At 55.6% G+C, this 20104-nt stretch carries 17 protein-coding genes; 10 read left to right on the top strand and 7 right to left on the bottom strand.

What is annotated here, in order from left to right; all coding sequences use genetic code 11:
• The first annotated feature begins 11 nt into the window (after nt 1-11).
• The 4 genes from BLU75_RS09525 to BLU75_RS27450 all read left to right on the top strand — a co-directional run bounded on the left by BLU75_RS09525 (nt 12) and on the right by BLU75_RS27450 (nt 3709).
• A complete protein-coding gene (locus BLU75_RS09525; protein ID WP_084376828.1) occupies nt 12-692 on the top strand; it encodes a C39 family peptidase in 681 nt (226 codons plus the stop codon).
• Between the two features lie 37 nt (nt 693-729).
• Nucleotides 730-1476, top strand: a complete 747-nt coding sequence (locus tag BLU75_RS09520; RefSeq protein ID WP_084376829.1) for a hypothetical protein — start codon at nt 730-732, stop codon at nt 1474-1476.
• Between the two features lie 48 nt (nt 1477-1524).
• A complete protein-coding gene (locus tag BLU75_RS09515; protein WP_084376830.1) occupies nt 1525-2814 on the top strand; it encodes a hypothetical protein in 1290 nt (429 codons plus the stop codon).
• A gap of 718 nt (nt 2815-3532) precedes the next feature.
• Entirely contained in the window at nt 3533-3709 is a 177-nt protein-coding gene (locus tag BLU75_RS27450) for a hypothetical protein (protein ID WP_165447431.1), read from the top strand.
• A gap of 280 nt (nt 3710-3989) precedes the next feature.
• Here the strand turns inward: BLU75_RS27450 and BLU75_RS09510 are convergent, their stop codons facing one another.
• Nucleotides 3990-4589, bottom strand: a complete 600-nt coding sequence (locus tag BLU75_RS09510; protein WP_084376832.1) for a hypothetical protein — start codon at nt 4587-4589, stop codon at nt 3990-3992.
• Nucleotides 4590-5249: 660 nt separating this feature from the next.
• Here BLU75_RS09510 and BLU75_RS09505 point away from each other — a divergent pair.
• On the top strand, nt 5250-5951 hold the full coding sequence (locus BLU75_RS09505; RefSeq protein ID WP_084376833.1) for an autoinducer binding domain-containing protein: 702 nt from the start codon (nt 5250-5252) through the stop codon (nt 5949-5951).
• Between the two features lie 306 nt (nt 5952-6257).
• On the opposite strand, the gene BLU75_RS09500 is transcribed toward BLU75_RS09505, so the two are convergent.
• A complete protein-coding gene (locus BLU75_RS09500) occupies nt 6258-7328 on the bottom strand; it encodes an aromatic ring-hydroxylating oxygenase subunit alpha (RefSeq protein ID WP_165447430.1) in 1071 nt (356 codons plus the stop codon).
• Nucleotides 7329-8792: 1464 nt separating this feature from the next.
• Nucleotides 8793-10118 (bottom strand): sigma-54 dependent transcriptional regulator, encoded by a 1326-nt coding sequence (locus BLU75_RS09495; RefSeq protein ID WP_084376835.1) that lies wholly within the window; start codon nt 10116-10118, stop codon nt 8793-8795.
• A gap of 341 nt (nt 10119-10459) precedes the next feature.
• Between BLU75_RS09495 and BLU75_RS09490 the strand changes: the two genes are divergently transcribed.
• Nucleotides 10460-10720 (top strand): hypothetical protein, encoded by a 261-nt coding sequence (locus BLU75_RS09490; RefSeq protein ID WP_084376836.1) that lies wholly within the window; start codon nt 10460-10462, stop codon nt 10718-10720.
• Nucleotides 10721-10881: 161 nt separating this feature from the next.
• On the opposite strand, the gene BLU75_RS09485 is transcribed toward BLU75_RS09490, so the two are convergent.
• Genes BLU75_RS09485 through gnd form a run of 3 tightly spaced genes read right to left on the bottom strand, consistent with a single transcriptional unit; the run spans nt 10882 to nt 14203 of the window.
• Nucleotides 10882-11706, bottom strand: a complete 825-nt coding sequence (locus BLU75_RS09485; protein ID WP_084376837.1) for a Cof-type HAD-IIB family hydrolase — start codon at nt 11704-11706, stop codon at nt 10882-10884.
• Complete coding sequence (gene zwf / locus BLU75_RS09480; RefSeq protein ID WP_090221432.1) at nt 11703-13226, bottom strand: glucose-6-phosphate dehydrogenase; 1524 nt, start codon at nt 13224-13226, stop codon at nt 11703-11705. The genes BLU75_RS09485 and zwf overlap by 4 nt, the downstream gene beginning before the upstream one ends.
• On the bottom strand, nt 13223-14203 hold the full coding sequence (gene gnd, locus BLU75_RS09475; protein ID WP_084380880.1) for a phosphogluconate dehydrogenase (NAD(+)-dependent, decarboxylating): 981 nt from the start codon (nt 14201-14203) through the stop codon (nt 13223-13225). The genes zwf and gnd overlap by 4 nt, the downstream gene beginning before the upstream one ends.
• Nucleotides 14204-14488: 285 nt before the next feature.
• Between gnd and BLU75_RS27230 the strand changes: the two genes are divergently transcribed.
• The 4 genes from BLU75_RS27230 (at nt 14489) to BLU75_RS09460 (ending at nt 19309) form a co-directional block, all read left to right on the top strand.
• Nucleotides 14489-14650, top strand: a complete 162-nt coding sequence (locus BLU75_RS27230) for a DUF6026 family protein (protein ID WP_231982667.1) — start codon at nt 14489-14491, stop codon at nt 14648-14650.
• 150 nt (nt 14651-14800) lie between these two features.
• Nucleotides 14801-16546 carry a phosphoethanolamine transferase CptA gene (locus tag BLU75_RS09470; protein ID WP_084380879.1) on the top strand — a complete coding sequence of 582 codons (1746 nt, stop codon included), beginning with the start codon at nt 14801-14803 and terminating at the stop codon, nt 16544-16546.
• A 150-nt stretch (nt 16547-16696) separates the two neighbouring features.
• Complete coding sequence (locus BLU75_RS09465; RefSeq protein WP_084380878.1) at nt 16697-18937, top strand: TonB-dependent siderophore receptor; 2241 nt, start codon at nt 16697-16699, stop codon at nt 18935-18937.
• A gap of 153 nt (nt 18938-19090) precedes the next feature.
• Nucleotides 19091-19309: a hypothetical protein gene (locus BLU75_RS09460; RefSeq protein WP_084380877.1), complete on the top strand. Its 219-nt coding sequence runs from the start codon at nt 19091-19093 to the stop codon at nt 19307-19309.
• Between the two features lie 193 nt (nt 19310-19502).
• On the opposite strand, the gene BLU75_RS09455 is transcribed toward BLU75_RS09460, so the two are convergent.
• The gene (locus BLU75_RS09455) at nt 19503-19994 is read right to left on the bottom strand and encodes a GNAT family N-acetyltransferase (protein WP_084380876.1); all 492 of its coding nucleotides are present in this window, start codon (nt 19992-19994) and stop codon (nt 19503-19505) included.
• Nucleotides 19995-20104: the final 110 nt, after the last annotated feature.

The raw sequence follows: 20104 nt of genomic DNA, 5'->3' as shown, positions 1-20104 counted from the left end.
GTCATTCGATCATGCATTTCGCGACCTTCGTACTCTTGTTGTTACTCGCCGCCCCTTCGTGGGCGGGGCAGATGGCAATAGCCGCGATGCCCGGTGGCACAGTGATCTTCAAGCAGGTCGAAAGTCTTCGGGAGCGCCGGTTCGCCAACCTGGTGGAACAGAAAACCGATTTCAGCTGTGGTGCCGCGGCACTCGCGACCATCTTGCGCCAGGCCTATTGGCTGGACGTCGATGAGGAGCACGTCATCAAAGGCATGCTGATCAACGCTGATCAGGACCTGGTACGCACCCAGGGTTTTTCCATGCTGGACATGAAGCGCTACCTCGAAAGCATCGGCATGCGCGCCAGGGGCTACAAGATCGGGCCCGACACGCTGGTCACGGTGAAAATCCCGGTGGTGGTATTGCTGGAGATTCGTGGCTACAAGCACTTCGTGGTGATGCAGCGCGCTGACCAGGACTGGGTCTATATCGGCGACCCGGTGCTGGGCAACAAACGCTACACGCGCAACGACTTCGTCAAAGGCTGGAACGGTGTGGTGTTCGCGGTACTGGGCGAGGGCTATGACAAGACCAACGCCCTGCTCGATCCCCCCAATCCGCTGACCACCAAGCACCGCTTGAATGAATTCAAGCCGGTAGGCGATGCGGAACTGATGGAGTTCGGTTTTATCCAGAGCGACTTCTTCTAGAAGCGCAATAAGGAGCAGGACGCTCCAGGAGCAGATAATGAACACTTTCCGTTGGCTGACGGTCATGTGCCTGGCAGCCTCAATGCCCGCTTATGCTTCATCGGCGTTCAAACCGATGGAACTGAAAGACTCGGAGCTGGGCGAGTTGCGTGGTCGTTACGTAATGCCAGGACGGATTGTCAGCTTCGGCATTGTGATGAGCACCACTTGGACCAACGCCGCCGGCGACACCAGTACGGTGTCGGCCAATATGCATATCGACGCCTCCACCCTCACTCCGCAATTCTATGTTCAGACCACCGGCACGACCGGTACCGGCAACACGCGTCCAACCGGCACCGGCACGGTCATCGGCGGTGCCGGCCTGGGCAGCGGTCAGGGCGTCACCCAAAGCGTACGCGCCGCGGGCGATGGCAACACCGCTTATAACAACGTGGGCATCAATGTCAGCGAGAACGGCCTGGCGCCGGCCAACCTTGTGCAATCGGGGCAGGTGCTGGTGGCGGGCGGCTCGGTCGCTGGCGATAGTGCGGCGGGCCGAATCAGTGTTTCGGCTAACAACGGTGGCCTGCAAATGGCTATCCAGGCCAACAACAATCAGGGCAGCGCAGTCCAGCAAATCGGTGCAGGCCAGGTTTTGCAGGGTACGGTTTTGCAAGGTAACAGCAACTTCGTCAACAACATGACTCAGCTCAACGTCGCCCTTGGCAGCAACGGCCTGAACAATGTCGCGCTGAACTGCAATCTGGAACAACTCAAGGGGCTACGCACCCTGGGTTATTGAGCCACTTGCCCCTCGACACTTACGCATTAGAAAAGGACGGCTGACTTCATGCATCGATCGTTATCGCTACGTGCTGTTGTTTGTTTAAGCACGCTCTTGCCCGCGGGCATGTTGTACGCCGCGCCAGACGCCGACATCGAAACGCTCAAGCGAGAACTCCTGGAACTCAAGCAGCGCTACGAAATGCAACAAAAGGCTCTGGCGGTCCTGGAGCAACGCGTGCGCCAAGTTGAGGACCAGCCTGCCGCGCCGCCGCCAAAACGCCTGGCCAAATCTCCGGCGGACTTCAAGAAAGGAGGCCGTACGGTAGCGGCCGGCAGTTCCGGCGCGGCAGCCGGCGGCAGTTCTTATGGGCAATCGCTCAAGGATGATTCAGCCCCGGCGCAAAGTGTCAGCAACTTGTACGACGAGGCCAGCGGTTTCTTCGGAAGAGGTAAATTCAGTGTTGAAACGGGCATGACCTACGCCCGCTACGATGCCCGCCAGTTGACCCTCAACGGTTTTCTGGCACTGGACTCGATCTTTCTGGGCAACATTAACCTCGACCGCATCAAGGCCGACAACTGGACCCTGGACCTGACCGGACGCTACAACCTCGATAACCGCTGGCAGTTCGACGTCAACGTCCCGGTGGTTTACCGCGAGTCGACCTATCAGTCCGGGGGCGCCAATGGCGGCGATCCACAGGCGACTTCCGAAGAATCGGTGAGCCGTGATCCGGCTATCGGCGACGTTAACTTCGGGGTGGCCTACAAGTTCCTCGACGAAACCCCCACCCTGCCGGATGCCGTGGTTTCGGTGCGGGTCAAGGCGCCGACCGGCAAAGAACCTTTCGGTATCAAGCTGGTGCGCTCAACCGCCAACGACAACCTGTATGTGCCGGAAAACCTGCCGACCGGCAACGGTGTGTGGTCGATTACACCGGGAATCTCGCTGGTCAAGACGATTGATCCTGCCGTACTGTTCGGCTCGATTTCCTACACCTATAACCTTGAAGAATCGTTTGACGACATCAGCAGCGACATCAACCAGAAAGTCGGGGGCAAGGTCCGGCTCGGCAACAGCTTTCAGATAGGCGCGGGCGTAGCCTTTGCCCTCAATGAGCGGATGAGCATGTCGTTCTCGGTGTCCGACCTGATTCAGCGCAAGAGCAAACTCAAACCCGACGGCGGCGATTGGCAATCGATTGTCTCCAGCGACGCCAACGCTGGTTACTTCAATGTCGGCATGACCATTGCCGCCAGCGAAAACCTGACCATCGTGCCCAATCTGGCGATCGGTCTGACGGACGATGCCCCCGACTTTACCTTCAGTCTCAAATTCCCGTATTACTTCTAGGGACGCTCTGAAATGGCCGGATATTTTCCGGCTACCGAGCCGTCAGCACTGATAGAACCTTGACGCAACGACAACCCAGGCTGCCAGCTCATGCTTTTCCAGCAGACACCCTAATGCCAATCAGTTGAGGGAACGCCGACTACTGTAGGAGCGAGCTTGCTCGCGAAAAACCTCAACGATAACGCGTGCCTTCAGGATAAGCGCGGTGCCTTGGAGTTCTTCGCGAGCAAGGGCTAGGCGCCCTCCCTCGCTCCTACAGAAAAGGCTTAACTGATCAGCATTAGGCCTTCGCCCTTCTGTTTTTTTGGGGCAGTTGGATCAGTAGTCGGCATGCGGCAACTTGAGTGGTTCATAAACGCCAAGAACTGCGTCAACCGATACGCGCCCTCTGCTCTTGATCTGAATACGGTGATGCTGGATAACTTGCCGCTGTTCGGCATCTGACTTTACCTATTCGAGCTCATTTTTCTATGGGCTCATTCATTTAGCCAGCCCCCTGTAAGGCAGCGACCTTCCAGCATAATCCTGCCGATACATAGTCGTCAGCACCCGACTTTTTTGACAGCAAGTCCCAGCTTTAAAAAAATATTTCACGCAGCTCAGAACACCTTTCTACACTTACTATAAATGGCCTTGGTTTGCTTTCACCCGATTGCCCAAACAGCAACGTATTTACAAGACACAAACAGTTGTTTTTTTGCAACAGAGGACAGGGCTCATGGCATCAACCAAAGAGATTTCCCCGCTGTTTTTTGTGTTCTGGCCAAGGCGTCGACTACGCGCCCTTACGGATGAAGAGGTACGTTTGATTGAGCACTTTCGCACGCTGTCAGAAACTGACCGCGTGGCCATGCGCTATTTAGCCTGTGCCTTCAAGGAGATGTCCCGATTTTGACAGGCAAGAACCGTCCCACCACCAATCTGGCAGAGGACGTCAGATTGGTGCCCCATCCACATGTCTCGCTGTGTCAACCTTGAAGGACAGCATGGTTTCCAGAGGATAGGTTTTTTACTGTCTCCAACCGATTGCGCCCACAGCGGGCTCCAGCCCGCCAACGTGCGACACAACAGGTCGGCAGTCTCCAATAATTCTCCCACCATAAACTATTATTTGGGCTACATATAAACACCTTTGACACTCGCAAAATCACGCCTATCTAAAAGTCCCACCACAATCAATCCTGAGTATTATTTCTGGGGCAGGGACTATTACCATCAACCTCTTTCTTCAACGCCAGCACCGCCTGCCGCTCAGACAACAAGTGAGTGATCGCCCCACCTATAGCGGCGGACACCAACGCCAAGGCCTCTTTAGGTAAATAGATAGCACACCACGTCAATCCACAGATAAGCAGAATGACGTAGACTATATTAAACCGTGATACCCCCATTTTTATAGAGCGAACGATGTCGGACGTATCCTGCATTTTTTCGAACCGCTTCAGGTCTTCAAACTTTCTGACCGACTCCAATGTTTCCAAATAATGAGTTTCAGCTTTCTTCAATCGTTTTATTACATCCGCCTCAACCATCACCTCCTCTATCTCGATTTTTATCAGACTTATATTGGAGCCTGGCCGACCAAGAGTTTCGGAGCTCAGTGCGCTCTCGGCGAGTTCAGCCAATAAATAATTGTAAGACGTCTCGCTCGTCTCTTCGGCATATTTGCGTAACGCCGACGTATAACACTTAGACGCATACCTCGTGAATAATTTCTCGGCATCATTCGTTTTTTTGATGACCTCGTCATTTTCCTTTGCTGGTTCCCGTTCCATTTTTGCAATCCTTATTAATAATGCCTCGACAGACGACTGGCACCATATTCCGCGAGGGGAGCTTCGGCACACCGCCATACACGTTGAATAGTACGCACGTTTAAAGTCCATCAACCGCCCGGCGCTGTCTACTGTCAAACTTGACAGGTAGCCGCTGCTGTATCCCGGAAAAACTGATCTTTCCAAAGGATTCTCCGAACAAACCCTCAGATGTGCTGAGGTACAACTTCACATCTGGCCTGAGCCCACCATGAGCCAGATGAGCTTTCCGACTTCAGATGCGCCGACAAGCACAAGCTGGCGCCTGCGATCCCCGCAGCGATACACCGTTACTTGCAGGTGTCAACGTTGGGTCGGGACTGGTTCATCACATTCACGGCACAGCGGCGAATGTCGCCGATGCCACCCAGATGGTCGAACTTCAAAACTCTGCGACTGTTTCAATTTGCTGTTCGTTGACGACGATTTTATCGGAATTTACCAAGTAAACATCAATCAGCAATATTAAATCGACACCAATACAGATAATGACAAAAATACAACACAGATTGCGCCATTGAATTTTTTTGCAACTTTCTCCGGCATCACAAATAATTACCCTACACTCATAAAATAAGCACCCGCCATGTAACTAAGCAGTTTCTACAAAGGATAAATACCATGCGATACTGGTCTGCCAGCCGCGCGAATTGCCCAGAGCCAAACCATAACCACGACGACATCTTCGAGTCTTTTCAACTAGGTGCTGCCGAGCTCGGTTATAAATATTGCTCCATTTTGCTGCTGCCAACAGATGCCCCATCCGCAGCTCCACTGCTCTCGAAAAATAGCTTTCCCAACACCTGGAACCAACATTTCACACAACACTACGACTACCGGGACGTCCCTATCGTCCGGCATTGCCAGGCTTGCGTCTTGCCCTCGCTGTGGTCAGAGTCGCTTTTCATCTCATTGCCAAGGCTGTGGGAGGATCTTTGCCTGTTTGGATTGCAGCATGGCTTCTCCCACGCAGTGCATGATCCGCGTGGCCTCACCAGCATTTTTTGTTTCACCCGCGAGCAGCCAGCTATCAATCACGAGGACTTTTATGAAAAAGCGGGGTTCATGCTATGGCTGACCAATAAGACCCACACCGTGCTTGCCGAACGTCTGTTCTTAGCCCCTCCTCCGGTTCGCTTGACCCCTAAGGAACTTGAGGTCCTTCGATGGACAGCTGAAGGCAAAACTGCCGAGGAGGTAGCCATCATTCTGTCACTCTCTAGACGCACAGTTGGGTTTCATATACACAGCATCATTTGCAAACTGGGGGTCAGAAACAAGACCGCTGCGGTCACACAGGCCGTCAGGCGGAAGCTAATCTGAAACGTTTGAATCACCTCCGCGATCCCAGACGGCGAAAGCGCATGTATCGGTTTCATCGGGGCCTGTAATTGACGCTCTATGCATGCCGACAGAGGGATTTGATCCTACATGCATGCCAAATACGCATGACGTTGGAAGGAGACAACTGAGTCTGCCGGCTCATTTTTCATGTACTCCAATGGCTGGCATCGTCGGGGTCGCAGATTGTCGGCTTTCAGTTCAGCGCATTAATCAGCGTTTTCCGAGCCTCCCGATGTACACCCGCACAATGAAGTCGTCATCACGCCACCGCAGGGCCTTCGCTCATCAGTCGACCATCGCCTGCTGCAGGCGCGCATGGAAGTGGATGAGCCCCGGCTCATGGCAGCCGAAGGTCAGGTGCGACTGCGCGCCCGACCGCAGACCGCGCTGCACCGCCTCGACAATCGGGAAGTCCTCTTCCTCTACGGTACGGATCAGAATCCGCATGTTCGCGTCCCAGTGCGCGCGGGCCTTATCGCTGTCGGCCGGTTGTGGGATATACATCGAGACTTCCGCAACGCACTGCGCCGGGTCGCCACTGGGATCGGGATAGGTTCGCCAGACCTCCACATGGTCCAGTTGCCAGATCAGCAAAGTATTCGGGAACAGTACATAGATGATGATCGAATGCCTTAGCAAGTCCCACCCACACTCATCGGTACCACGCAGGGTGTTGATGGTTTTGCGTGGATAGATCATCCGGCAGTGGTCGCCAAACGCATCGAAGATGCCCAGGCTAGGAATGAACAGCGAGGCGATCGATTCACGGTGCAGAAACGGAAAATGGGCGCTTTCCAGGAAGGTGTCGATGACCATCTTCCAGTTCATGCGCCGCTGCAGTCGACGGGTTTTGTAGTGGAAGAAGTCCTGCAGCCGGTACGCTTCCAGTTCCTGCTCCAGTCCGTGCAGCTCGATAGGTATCGCCGCGCCAGCATGTGGATGGACCCAGATCAATCCATGGGTTTCGCTGACACCAACGGCGGTCAGTTGCCGCTCCACCGGCGGCAACTGCGGGTAGTGCAGGTCCTTCAGTGTGATTGGCACGCCATCCAAGTCGTACGACCAGCCGTGGTAGGGGCAGGTGAAACTCCTGGCACATTGACCCCCGTGCTGTACCAAGGCTGCACCGCGATGTCGGCAGACATTGTGGAACCCGTGGATCGGCCCCCCCGGGGTGCGCACTAGCAGCAACGAGGCGCCCCCGAGATCGTCGACAAGGTGGTCGCCGGCGTCGCGCAGTAGCCCGCGGAGTCCGAGCAACTGTGCACGATCGTGAAACAGATAACGCTGTTCCGACGCTTGCCAGGCGGGAGAGAAATACTCCTCGACCGGGTTGAGCCCGATTGCCAGGCTCATATCCGTAGTCCTTTTCTCGATGTGCGCGAATATCCGATTGATGATCGCCACCTGTTGCTCGTGTTGCATACTCCCCTCGATCACCCTATGCGTCGGCGAATACTTGCCGAGACGGGACGGGATGCCGGTTGTCGCGTTGGATCTGGCCGTACCAGAGGAACGACAAACATCGCAGCGATCAAGCAAAGCCTGAACGCCGATCAACGGCCACTGCAGATCGTGGGCTAGGTCACTTCAATTCCTGCGCGAGACGGAATGATGTTCTTTAGTATCGCGCGTTTTCTCATAATCGCAGGTTTTACCTTTCCAGCAGTCCAGCAGTATAGAGGCGCTACGGCTGGGCGGAAAAATTGCCTGACGTCTATATTGTTCCTCCTGCATCAAGGCCTTGGGCCTGATGAGCATGTCGTTCTCGGCGCCCGACTTTACCGTCAGCCTGAAATTCCCGTATTACTTCTAGCGGGGCCTGAGTCAGTTGCCCGCCCCAAGCGGGCAGTGTTTAAACGCACAGTAACGCTGCTAGCATCCATGCATTGTAAATGCCGCGCCGTCAGCAAGTTCCTCATGGGCACCCGTTCAAAGGGAACTCGCTTATCTGGCTGATTACGCACGCGAGCTATTAGTGTTGATCCCTGTACAAGCCTTTAACTTTGTACGCAGGCACTTCTGAAACGCCCACTAGCATGAAGGGCCTGTTTCGAGCGTTCCGACCTTCACTTCTCCATCGCAATTTATAGCGCGTTGAAGCAGATGCACGTGAAAAAGATAACTTCCTTTGGTCCTGCCTGTTTGGAGATAAACACGCCGGCCGTACTCCCCTGTGAGTTCCCCTGCCGAAACGTCTTTCGCTATCCCCTTGCAGGTGGTATCAAGGGTGCATGCATAGGGGTTGCTGGAGGACTGCTTGGTCACCGTATTAGAACACGTTTTGGATGCAGAGCTTTGGTTCCAGCTGTCTAGGCATCTCGCATCAGCCTTTTCGCCTACAACAATGGAACTTTCTGCATGCGCGTAACTGGGTAAACCCAACATAGCGATGCTCAGAAAACAGACACCAGGAAACTTGGATTTGGTGTTCATGTTCAAACTCCTTTTTTAGGCACGAGGATCACACACGCTCGTTGATTACGATGTTCGCCTTTTCACCAATATCGGGTTGTCGGAATTCACTTCAACTCGGCCCAACCCCTAACGTTCTCCCTGCTAACGATGTACATGCAACTGAATATACGTATTCGCGGAGAGGTTTCTACTGTCAAAGTTGACAGTTTTATATAATTCTTTGCGATAAGCAGCGACGGGCTGTTTTACGAATGCTCTAACAGAAACTTGAAGAGGGCCGAAATCCAGCCCAAGGAGGGAAGTGTTACACCGCCCTGCAACTCAAACCTTAATCCGTTTAATCACTGGTTTTCGTATCTGACAAGAGCGAGCACGAAAAAGCCCTGCTCTAACTCACCCGCCCTAGCGGATCTGGTGTTTGTGCAGCAACCGGTAGAACGTGGGCCGGGAAACGCCCAGCACACGCGCGGCGAGGCTCATATTGTCGCTATGCCGGTTAAGCACATCGCACAACGCCTGACGTTCGGCGCGGTGTTTGTAATCTTCCAATGTGGCCATGGGCAGTGCGATTGCCTGCCGGCCTTGCAAGCCAAGGTCGTCTGCTTCGATTTGGCGTCCTTCTGCCAGTACCAGGCCCCGCCGCACGCGGTTGGCCAACTCGCGGACGTTCCCCGGCCAGCCATGCTTGCCCATGGCGTCCAGCGCGTCATCGCTGAAGCTGCGCGGACGGCGGCCGATTTCCTGGCTGTAGAAGCGAGAAAAGTGGTTGGCCAACATGCCAATATCACCGTGCCGGTCACGCAAGGGCGCGGTCAGGACTTGCAGGACATTCAACCGGTAATACAAGTCTTCCCGGAACAAGCCCTTCTCGATGGCCGCTTCCAGGTCCACATGAGTCGCCGCCAACACCCTGACATCCACTGGAATCGGCTGACAGCCACCGACACGTTCGATGTGTTTTTCCTGCAGGAACCGCAGCAGGTTGGCCTGCAACTCCATCGGCAAGTCGCCAATTTCATCCAGAAACAAAGTGCCGCCGTGCGCTGCCTCGATGCGCCCCACCTTGCGTTGGTGGGCGCCAGTGAATGCGCCTTTTTCATGTCCGAAGAGTTCGGACTGAATCAGATGTTCGGGAATCGCCCCACAATTGATCGCCACAAAAGGCTTGGCGTGACGCTGAGATTGCCGGTGCAGGGTCTTGGCGACCAACTCCTTGCCGGTGCCACTGTCCCCACGAATCAGGATCGGCGATTCGGTGGGCGCGAGTTTGGCCAGCAACTTGCGTAATTCGCGGATCGGCCGGCTGTCTCCGAGCAGTTCGTGCGCCGAATCGTGAACCTGAGTCGCGCCTTTGCCACGCAACCGTGCCATGCCAAAAGCCCTGCCCAGTGTCACCTGGACCCGCGATACGTCAAACGGCAAGGTATGAAAGTCAAAAAACCATTCGCAGACAAAATCGCCAACGTTCTGCAGCAGCAATACCTCCGGGCTGAGCACCGCGATCCACTCCGTGCCGCTACGCGTGATCAGTTCCTTGACCGCTTCCGGGCGCTCCAGGTGAAACGGCTGCAAACGCAACAGCCCGACGTCACAGGTACGCTCCCCGACTGCCGCCAACGTACTGCTGTCGACAGCCCAGCCTGCCGCCTTTAACCCTGGCAATAATCGATGACAATCATCACACGGATCGACGACGAGCAAGCTGCGCAACGCAGGGGACTCAATCATGACTTTTCCTTGGCGTCAAAAACATTAAAGTTATTTAAAAACAATAGTTTGGGATAGCCTTTGACAACCCTAGCAAAACCTTGACGCGGCTCTTGTATCGTTTCGCGATAAACTCGCCCTTGGCTATTCTTTTAGTCAATGGGTGCGTTAAATCGCCGCACTTCTTATCTTTCACAAGCTTTCAAAAGCACCTCTTACATGACGTTAATCACGAAAAGTTGAAAATAGTTGCTCTAAGATGTGACCCGTACCCTGCCTTCGTGCATCAGTACAAGTACGAGCCGAACGGTACGCCCAACCGACGGCACCTCATTTGATTGGGCATTTAGAGAGAAGACCCCATGAACGCCCCGCTCCGCATCAACGAAGCTCTTTTGATCGCAGACCGTGCTTTTCAGCCCTTTCAGTGCATAGCCTGGCACGACGGTAACGGCGCGCTGTCGCTTTCCGTCATCGACCGCACTAATACCCGGATTGGCAGCAAACAACTGTCTTCCAGCGCCTACACCGATCCAGCGCAACTTGAAGACCTGCTGTTAGAAGCGCGCGCTGAACTCGACAAAGAGGGCTATCAGTTGCAAGGCTGGGTAATGCCCAAGTAATTGACGCACTGTTACTTGATGATCGAGATTATCGATCAACTGTTCGATAAGAGTGATCGTCCAGTCGTTACATCGGCGATGGCATCTGCGTAGTTATTTAGACTGAAACCAGGCAAGTGGCGAACGTTCTGACGCGTTCGCCACCGCTTCGTAGTTTCAGATTATCGGCCCGACAGAATAAACCGCTCAATCGCCTCGGCCACGCCGTCTTCCACATTACTGCCGGTGACTACCGTCGCTTGGCGCTTGACCGTTTCTTCAGCCTGCCCCATGGCAATCGACAAGCCGGCGACGTGAAACATTGCCGGGTCGTTGCCGCCGTCACCGATGGCCGCAGTCTGTTCCATCGGCACGCCCAAATGTGCCGCCAGAGTTGCCAACGCCTCGCCTTTGTTGGCTTTCATCGCCGTCACGTCGAGATACACGGGTTGCGAACGAGACACCTGGGCCTGCCCCTCGACGCTGGGCTGTAATTGCGCTTCCAGCTCAATCAGCAGCTGCGCATTGAGGCTGGCAGCGACAATCTTGTCGATCCGATCCAGGAACGGCTCAAAACTCTCCACCACCACCGGCGCGTATCCCAGGCCTTGTTGTTCCCGAGGAACCATCGGCCCTGTTGGATCACGCAACAACCAGTCGCCATCGGCAAACACCCAGACTTCCACGTCGGGATGTGCTGAAAACAACGCCAAGACAATCAACGCCGCCGCCACCGGCAAATGGTGAGCGACCAGAATGCTGCCGTCCGGATTGACGAGCGTGCCGCCATTGAACCCCGCCGTGGGTACGTCGACCCCAAGCGCTTCGATCTGCTGCAACATGGCCCTCGGCGGGCGCCCGGTGGCCAGGCTGAAAAACACTCCAGCCTCGCGCAAGGCGCGGACCGCGGCAATCGTGCGTTGGCTGAGGCTGTGATCGGGCAGTAACAGCGTACCGTCCATATCACTCAACAAAAAACGGATGGGATGATTCCTTTCGTCACTCATCCGAGGCGATGCCAGGCGTGGCCGTCGCGGGCCAGCAACGCATCCGCCGCCGCCGGTCCATCCTCGCCAGCCTTATAGGCCTGTATCCCGTCATCTTCTTTCCAGGCATCGAGAAAGGGCTGCACCGCACGCCAGCCGTTTTCGATGTTGTCGGCGCGCTGAAACAATGTCTGGTCACCGGTCAGACAATCATATATCAGCGCTTCGTAGCCCGTTGACGGCTGCATTTCGAAGAAATCCTTGTAGGCAAACCCCAGCTCGATATTGGCCATGTCGAGGGTCGGCCCAGGTTTCTTCGCCAGCAAGTCGAACCACATGCCTTCATTGGGCTGGATCTGGATCTTGAGGTAGGTCGGCTTGAGTTCGTCCACTTCCGTGTCGCGAAATTGCGCATACGGCGCCGGCTTGAAGCAGATGACGATTTCCGTATCACGAACGCTCATGCGTTTGCCGGTACGCAGGTAGAACGGCACCCCGACCCAGCGCCAGTTGTCGATCATGACTTTGAGGGCGACGAAGGTTTCGGTGCTGCTGTCGGGTGCGACGTAGGCTTCTTCACGGTATCCCGGCAATGCCTTGCCGGCGATCTCGCCCGCGGTGTATTGGCCACGGACCGAGTTGGCCCGCGCATCCTCCACCGACCACGGACGTATCGCACCAATCACCTTGGCCTTTTCCCCACGCACCGCATCGGCGCCAAATGCAGCCGGTGGCTCCATGGCAATCATCGCCAACAATTGGAACAGGTGGTTAGGCACCATGTCGCGCAAGGTGCCAGTCGTTTCGAAAAAGCTGCCACGGGTCTCCACGCCGACAGTTTCGGCCGCGGTGATTTGTACATGGTCAATGTAGTGATTGTTCCAGAAGGCTTCGAACAGCACGTTGGAAAAACGGCTGATCAGGATGTTCTGTACCGTCTCCTTGCCCAGGTAATGGTCGATACGGTAGATCTGCTTTTCCGTCATGACCTTGAGCAGGCAAGCGTTCAGCGCCTCGGCCGTGGCCAGGTCCGAACCGAAGGGCTTTTCGATCACCACGCGACGGAAAGCCTCGGGACTTTCTTCCAGCAGGTTGGCGCGCCCCAGGCGCTGCACCACTTCACCGAAGAAGCGCGGTGCCGTGGCCAAATAAAACACCGCATTGCCGGTGCCGCTCTCGGCGATTTTCCGCGCGATATCGGCATAGGTCGTGTCGTCGAGAAAGTCGCCTTGTACGTAGCTGATGCCCTTGGCCAATTGCTCCCACAATTGCGGGTCCAAGGCGTTTTCGGCATTCCCCTTGATCTTGCTGGCGGCCTCGGTGCGGATGAAGTCTTCAAGCTTCTTGGCGAAGTCGACATCGCTGATGGCGTTATGGTCCACGCCAACAATGCGCAAGCCATCACCCAGCAAACCATCACGACTGAGGTTATACAACGCCGGCATCAGCAGGCGCTTGACCAGGTCGCCGTGGGCGCCAAACAGGAACAAGGTGGTCGGTGGAGCGGGTTCGGCCTTGGGTTTCTTGCCGTTGGCGGTCATTTTTTGGAAGTCTCCACATGCCCACCAAAGCCGAAGCGCATGGCCGAGAGCAACTTGTCCCCATAGGTGCTTTGCTGGCGTGAGCGGAAACGCGCGAACAACGAGTTGGACAGCACCGGCACCGGTACCGATTGCTCCATGGCGGCTTCGATGGTCCAGCGCCCTTCACCGCTGTCGGCTACGGAGCCGGAGTAACCGTCGAGCTTCGGATCGGTGGCCAGTGCATCGGCCGTCAGATCGAGCAACCAGGACGACACTACGCTACCGCGACGCCATACTTCAGCGATGTCAGCCAGGTTTAGGTCGAAGCGCTGATCTTGCGGCAGGTTCTCCGAATTTTTGGTTTTGAGGATGTCAAAACCTTCTGCAAAGGCCTGCATCATCCCGTACTCGATGCCGTTGTGGATCATCTTGACGAAGTGCCCGGAACCGGCAGGACCTGCGTGGATGTAGCCACGTTCGGCGCGGTCATCGGTAGCGGTACGGTCCCTGGTGCGTGGAATATCGCCCAGGCCGGGCGCCAGGCTGGCGAAGATCGGGTCCAGGCGCTGGACCGTCTCGGCATCGCCGCCAATCATCATGCAATAACCACGCTCCAGTCCCCAGACGCCGCCAGAAGTCCCTACGTCGATGTAGTGCAGACCTTTTTCCGCCAGGGTCCTGCCACGGCGCATGTCGTCCTTATAATAAGTGTTACCGCCGTCGATGATCACATCACCCGGTTCCATCAGCTCGCTCAAAGCCTGAATCGTGACCTCAGTGGGGTCGCCCGCTGGCAACATCACCCAGACCGCCCGAGGCTTCTGTAGCCCGGCAACCAGTGCCGGCAGATCGACGACGCCGGTGGCGCCCTCTTCACTCAAACCTTTGACGAATGCTTCGTTGCGGTCATAGACCACGGTTGTATGCCCATTGAGCATCAAGCGGCGCGCGATATTCCCGCCCATGCGGCCTAGTCCGATAATCCCCAGTTGCATGTATTGATGCTCCCAACTACAAATAAAATGTGTGCAATAGTTTATAGCGCAATGAGGCTCATGAGGGATTAGTCAGGCGCCAATCACATGAGTTTCATGACAAAAAAAGGCCATCGTTTCACCATCGCCGAGCAAAAAGTCACAGTGACCATAAAAAATAAAAAAGTTCCATTATGCCAAAAAAGAAATCAGAATTGGCCTGACTGCTGCCGAGAGCCTCGACTCAAGCGCTCTGGCACCGCGACACACCGGCTATTTGCGAGGTAAGCAATGAGCACTGTATCGATGACACGCCCGCCACAGACCCTTTACGTCACCATTCGACGCGATGAGTTGCACCAGTTGAAAGACGAACGCGACCAGCTGCAAGAGGAAGTATTGCGTCTGCGCGCGCACCTGCAGGGCCAGCTGAATCTGCCTGCGGAACCGCGTCCCGCGCTCATCTGAGTCAAAGCTCGTATCCCCCGGAAAACCCTCACAAAGTTTTCACACGCCCTACCCGATAATCCCACGCCAGCAGGCTGCCCCTCTTATGGGTGGCCTTGATTGCGTGCTTTCAGCGCGCTGATTTCCAAAATTATCGGGTGAGAACGCTGGATGGCGATGTTCAAACGCAGCACTAAGTCTGCGAAAGGATTTGATTGGGCCGGCCTTGGCTGGATGTTTCTGTTTTTCTGGTACTTTTCCGGGATTACCCAACTGCTGATACAACTGACCGGCACTTCCGGCTTCAGCGGTTTTCGCCAGGCATTCTTCATGAGCGCACTGTGGCTCGCGCCGATGCTGCTGTTCCCGCGGCGTACCCGTCTGCTTGCGGCGTTGATTGGCGTCGTATTGTGGGCCTGCTCCATGGCCAGCCTGGGCTATTTCTTTATCTACCAGCAGGAATTTTCCCAAAGCGTCATCTTCATCATGTTCGAGTCGAACATCTCTGAAGCCGGCGAATACGCCACCCAGTACTTTGCCTGGTGGATTGTGCTGGCATTCATTGCCCACACTGCCTTGGCGATATTCCTGTGGACACGCCTGCGCCCGGTCTATCTGCCACGAGGCCAGGCCATGCTTGCGGCCGCGGCGATTGTAGTCGCGGTGATCGGCTACCCGCTGATCAAGCAGATTGCCAAAAGCGAAACCATGGAGCTGGCCATCGATCGTTTCGAAACCCGCATTGAGCCGGCCGTGCCCTGGCAGATGATTGTCGCCTACCGCCGCTACACCGAGCAGTTGAACAATATGCAAGGCATGCTGGACAACGTCAGCAAGATCCCGCCCCTGAGCAACCTAAAGGACCGCACCGCGGGCCAACCGTCCACCTTGGTGCTGGTGATCGGCGAGTCGACCAACCGTCAGCGCATGAGCCTCTATGGCTACCCGCGCACTACCACGCCGGAGCTGGACAAGCTGCGCAGCCAATTGGATGTGTTCGATAACGTCATCACGCCGCGCCCCTACACCATCGAAGCGCTGCAACAGGTGCTGACCTTCGCCGATGAAGACAACCCTGACCTGTACCTCAAGACACCCTCCATTGTCAGCGTGATGAAACAGGCGGGTTACAAGACTTTCTGGATCACCAACCAACAGACCATGACCAAGCGCAACACCATGCTGACGACGTTTTCCGAACAGGCTGACGAGCAGGTGTACCTGAATAACAACCGCAACCAGAACGCCCGGCAGTACGACGGCGATGTGTTGGCGCCGTTCTCCAAGGCGCTGAGCGACACGGCCGAGCGTAAATTCATCGTCGTGCATCTGCTGGGCACGCACATGAGCTATCAGTATCGCTACCCGTCGAGCTTCGATAAGTTCACCGACCGCCAAGGCGTTCCGGACGGTGTGCGTGACGACCAGTTGCCGACCTACAACAGCTATGACAACGCGGTGCTATACAACGATTTCGTGGTGTCGAGCCTGATCAAAGACTACGCCAAGACCGATCCCAATGGTTTCTTGATGTACCTCTCCGACCACGGCGAAGATGTGTTCGACTCGGTGGGACATAGCACCTTGGGGCGCAACGAAGGCAAGCCGACGGCGCCGATGTACACCATTCCGTTCATGACGTGGGCCTCGCCCAAATGGCGCGCCAATCATGGCTGGAATGTTCAGGGCGACCTGCAACGGCCCTACAGCAGCTCGCAGTTGATTCACACCTGGGCCGACATGGCCGGCTTGAGTTTCGACGAACTGGACCACAGTCGCAGCCTGATCAGCGACAACTTCCAGCCGCGGCCACTGCTGATCGGCAATCCTTATGAGCGCAAACAAAGGGCATTGATCGATTTCAGCCTGATCAAACCCAAGGTCAACCCGCCCGTGGCCGTTGTGAAGCAACCTTGAAGGATCCGGGTTTCACACGCGCAACGCGGTGAAACCCGGCGCTTTGCAATGCAAAGATAATAATTATTCTCGTTTGTCGGTAAAGTTCCCCCGCTCCTTTCGTCTTTGTGCCAATGGCATTTTTTCATAGACGACAAGGAGTTCGCCGCGATGTTCGCGCCTATTACCCGTTCCATGACCTTGACTGTCGGGCTTTTCAGCGGGGTACTGAGCCCGGATTTACTGGCTGAAAACGCCGTCACTCGAGAACGCAACGATTCCGCCAGCGTCCTGGAGCTGGTCAGCACCCATATCACCGCCGACAACCTTGGCTCCGCCACCGAAGACACCGGATCCTATACGACAGGTGCCATGAGCACCGCGACACGGCTGAATCTCTCGATCAAGGAAACCCCGCAATCGGTTTCGGTGGTCACTCGCCAACAGATGGATGACTTCAAGCTCGGTTCATTGAGCGAGGTGATGAACCAGACCACGGGCGTGGTGGTGCAGCGCAACGACTCCGAGCGTTTCAACTTCTATTCCCGGGGCTACAGCATCCAGAACTTCCAGATCGACGGAATGCTCAACACGTTCTCCGGTTTGAAATCGGATTCCGACACGATCATCTATGACCGCATTGAAGTGGTGCGTGGTGCCACCGGCCTGACCACCGGCGCGGGCGACCCGTCAGGCACCATCAATATGGTGCGCAAGCGTCCCACCGCTGATTGGGCAGCCAAGGTCGGCGCCAGCGCCGGCAGCTATGATAATTACTACAGCTACGTCGATGTCGGCGGGCCGCTGGGGTTCGACGGACGTTTGCGCGGGCGTACGGTGCTGGCCTATCGCGACAGCAAGTCCTTCCGCGATCGTTATGCGCTGGAACGCAAGGTGGGCTACGGCATTCTGGAAGCCGACCTGACTGAAGACACGGTTCTCGCGGTAGGTTATGACTACCAGGACAAGCAGATTGAAGGCGCAACCTGGGGGAGCGTGCCCTACTGGAATTCGTTGGGCGGCAAGGCCAACATGCCGCGCTCGAACAACATCACCACCTCATGGAGTAATTGGCCGCTTACCGACCGTACGCTGTTCGCAACCCTGGACCAACGCCTGAGCAACGACTGGCGTTTGAAGGCGGCCTACACCCATCGCGAAAGTGAAACCGATGGCAAGGTGTACTACGGCGGCGGCGGCTATCCGAATCCCGACCGCAGCGGCATCAGTGCCTACAGCAGACACTTCAAGGGTGATGACAAAATGGATGCCGTGGACTTCAACGTCGCGGGTTCCTACTCCTTACTAGGCCGTGAACACGAAGCCATGTTCGGTTACGGCCAGGCCCGCCACCGGGATTCCTCGCCGTACATCGTCAGTGGCAAGTTGCCGGTCGACTATCTGCACATTCCAGACTGGGCCAACACGGGTGATATCCCGGAGTTTGCCGATGAGACCACCGATCAGAACGGCGACACGGCCAGCACTTATCAAAAAGCCGGCTACCTGGCGACACGCCTCTCCTTGAGTGACAACTGGCATGCCGTGCTCGGCAGTCGTTATGGCAGCTGGAAAACCAGCAGCTCAAGCTACGAGTATAAAGACCGGCAATTGGTACGCATCAATCACAGCGGCCAGACCCAAAAGGACGTATGGACGCCCTATGCAGGCTTGCTCTATGACATCAACCAGGATTTCACCGTTTACGCCAGCTACACCGACATCTTCAAGCCACAGACCGAACAGGATGTGAGCAACAAGTATCTTGAACCGATTGTTGGCAGAAGCTACGAGATCGGCTTGAAAGGCAGCATGCTGAATGACCGACTGACATTCTCCAGCGCTGTATTCAGGACGATCCAGGACAATGTGGCGGAAATTGACGACTCAGTACCGCCAGGCCCCCAAGGCGAGGAGTACTACAAATCCGGCGGTAAAGGTAACAAGGTACAAGGTTTTGAAGTGGAGCTTTCCGGAGAATTACGCGCCGACTGGAACGTGAAGGCGGGCTATACCTATACGCACTCGGTGAACGGCGACAAGGAACGCAATAACACCGCCCAACCCCTCAATCTGCTGCGTGCTTCGACCACCTATCGCTTGCCGGGACAGTGGCGCGGGTTGACCGTCGGCGCCGGTGTCAACTGGCAGAGCGACATCTATCGTCATGCCCAGCGTCCGGTTGGGCGAGGCACCGATGGAAAGCTCATCACCCAGAGCACGGCTATTCGTCAGGAGGCTTACGCGGTGGTGAATCTTATGTCGCGTTACGAATTCGACAAAAACCTGTCGGCGTCGTTGAACGTGAACAATCTTTTCGATAAGAAATATTACAACAACGTCGGCTTCTACAATGGCGTCTATTGGGGTGACCCACGCACGATGACGCTAAGTTTGGACTGGAAAATCTAAGCGCTCACCTTTCCTGCCCCCAAGTTAGCGAAGTGGTTAACTTGGAGGCACTTGCAAGTTAACTCCCACTTAATAAACATCCTACAAACTACTCCCACAAATCTGATCAAGGACGGTACAGATATTCGATCATTTTTACCGGGAATACACGCAATGAAAAGCTCGACGTTGATGCTTGCTGGCCTGATGAGCCTGACCTCCGCTGCCGCTTTCGCCGAAGGTGGCTCGGAGCGCGTCAAGGAGTTCTACAACAACTTCAGTTTCATCCAGGAAGAAACCCACGGCAGCGCCGAACAGACCGCTTCCAGCGACGCCCAGCCGTCCGACTCGGATGTCTCGGAGCAAAGCCGCGATAGCGAACATTCCAGCTGATGTGATGCGCCCTACCCTGCGCCATTCCGCTCTGATGGCGAAGGTTGATTTGGCGCCCGTTTATCGGGCGCCTTTTTTATTTCCGATAATAATTATCCAGCACTAAATTTGCGTCAAGTTATTGCAAGGGCCATTCAGCCAACCATTAACGTCCACTTCAACAGAAGTGTTAACACTGAGTTAATCTTGATGGTTAAAGAGACTTGTTCCAGAACAACATGCGACCATGCTCGGGATCATATACCGCGTCGTCAAATCCGAACTTACGGTAGGAACCTTGCGCCACCGCATTGCCCTCCAATACCTCCAGGGTGATCTTGCAGCACCCCCGCTGGCGAGCGATTTCCTCGACCTTTTGCAGCATCTTCTGACTCAGCCCCAGGCCACGGTACCGATCCATGACTACCACATCGTGCACATTGACCAATGGACGACAGGCAAACGTCGAGAAGCCTTCAAAGCAATTCACCAGACCTGCCGGTTCGCCCCCCACAAAGGCCAGGACACTGAAAGCATGCGGGCGCTTGGCCAACTCAGCGGGTAGTTGTTGCAGGAGATCCGCTGGCAAGGCTTGGCCACCGCCCATTGGATCTTGTGCGTAGTGGTTCAGCAAGCGACCAACGGCCTCGGCATGTACAGGATTGCTGTAGCTGGCTTGCAGCACCAGTATTTCTGCGGCTTCCATTTCCTTCCTCGATAACAGCTGTGTGGGGATGACCTCCCCTGGAACATCGATTGTAAGCGCGAGGCCGGCGTTAGATGAAGGAGATTAACTACATCTTGGTGCAGGAAAAT

The sequence above is a fragment of the Pseudomonas mucidolens genome, from assembly GCF_900106045.1.
In the GTDB taxonomy this organism is placed as follows: domain Bacteria; phylum Pseudomonadota; class Gammaproteobacteria; order Pseudomonadales; family Pseudomonadaceae; genus Aquipseudomonas; species Aquipseudomonas mucidolens.
This window is presented reverse-complemented; position numbering and strand designations above follow the sequence as displayed.

Coding starts and splice junctions, on each gene's coding strand:
- BLU75_RS09525 (WP_084376828.1), top strand. CDS start 12: ATGCATTTCGCGACCTTCGTACTCTTGTTGTTACTCGCCGCCCCTTCG.
- BLU75_RS09520 (WP_084376829.1), top strand. CDS start 730: ATGAACACTTTCCGTTGGCTGACGGTCATGTGCCTGGCAGCCTCAATG.
- BLU75_RS09515 (WP_084376830.1), top strand. CDS start 1,525: ATGCATCGATCGTTATCGCTACGTGCTGTTGTTTGTTTAAGCACGCTC.
- BLU75_RS27450 (WP_165447431.1), top strand. CDS start 3,533: ATGGCATCAACCAAAGAGATTTCCCCGCTGTTTTTTGTGTTCTGGCCA.
- BLU75_RS09510 (WP_084376832.1), bottom strand. CDS start 4,589: ATGGAACGGGAACCAGCAAAGGAAAATGACGAGGTCATCAAAAAAACG.
- BLU75_RS09505 (WP_084376833.1), top strand. CDS start 5,250: ATGCGATACTGGTCTGCCAGCCGCGCGAATTGCCCAGAGCCAAACCAT.
- BLU75_RS09500 (WP_165447430.1), bottom strand. CDS start 7,328: ATGAGCCTGGCAATCGGGCTCAACCCGGTCGAGGAGTATTTCTCTCCC.
- BLU75_RS09495 (WP_084376835.1), bottom strand. CDS start 10,118: ATGATTGAGTCCCCTGCGTTGCGCAGCTTGCTCGTCGTCGATCCGTGT.
- BLU75_RS09490 (WP_084376836.1), top strand. CDS start 10,460: ATGAACGCCCCGCTCCGCATCAACGAAGCTCTTTTGATCGCAGACCGT.
- BLU75_RS09485 (WP_084376837.1), bottom strand. CDS start 11,706: ATGAGTGACGAAAGGAATCATCCCATCCGTTTTTTGTTGAGTGATATG.
- zwf (WP_090221432.1), bottom strand. CDS start 13,226: ATGACCGCCAACGGCAAGAAACCCAAGGCCGAACCCGCTCCACCGACC.
- gnd (WP_084380880.1), bottom strand. CDS start 14,203: ATGCAACTGGGGATTATCGGACTAGGCCGCATGGGCGGGAATATCGCG.
- BLU75_RS27230 (WP_231982667.1), top strand. CDS start 14,489: ATGACACGCCCGCCACAGACCCTTTACGTCACCATTCGACGCGATGAG.
- BLU75_RS09470 (WP_084380879.1), top strand. CDS start 14,801: ATGGCGATGTTCAAACGCAGCACTAAGTCTGCGAAAGGATTTGATTGG.
- BLU75_RS09465 (WP_084380878.1), top strand. CDS start 16,697: ATGTTCGCGCCTATTACCCGTTCCATGACCTTGACTGTCGGGCTTTTC.
- BLU75_RS09460 (WP_084380877.1), top strand. CDS start 19,091: ATGAAAAGCTCGACGTTGATGCTTGCTGGCCTGATGAGCCTGACCTCC.
- BLU75_RS09455 (WP_084380876.1), bottom strand. CDS start 19,994: ATGGAAGCCGCAGAAATACTGGTGCTGCAAGCCAGCTACAGCAATCCT.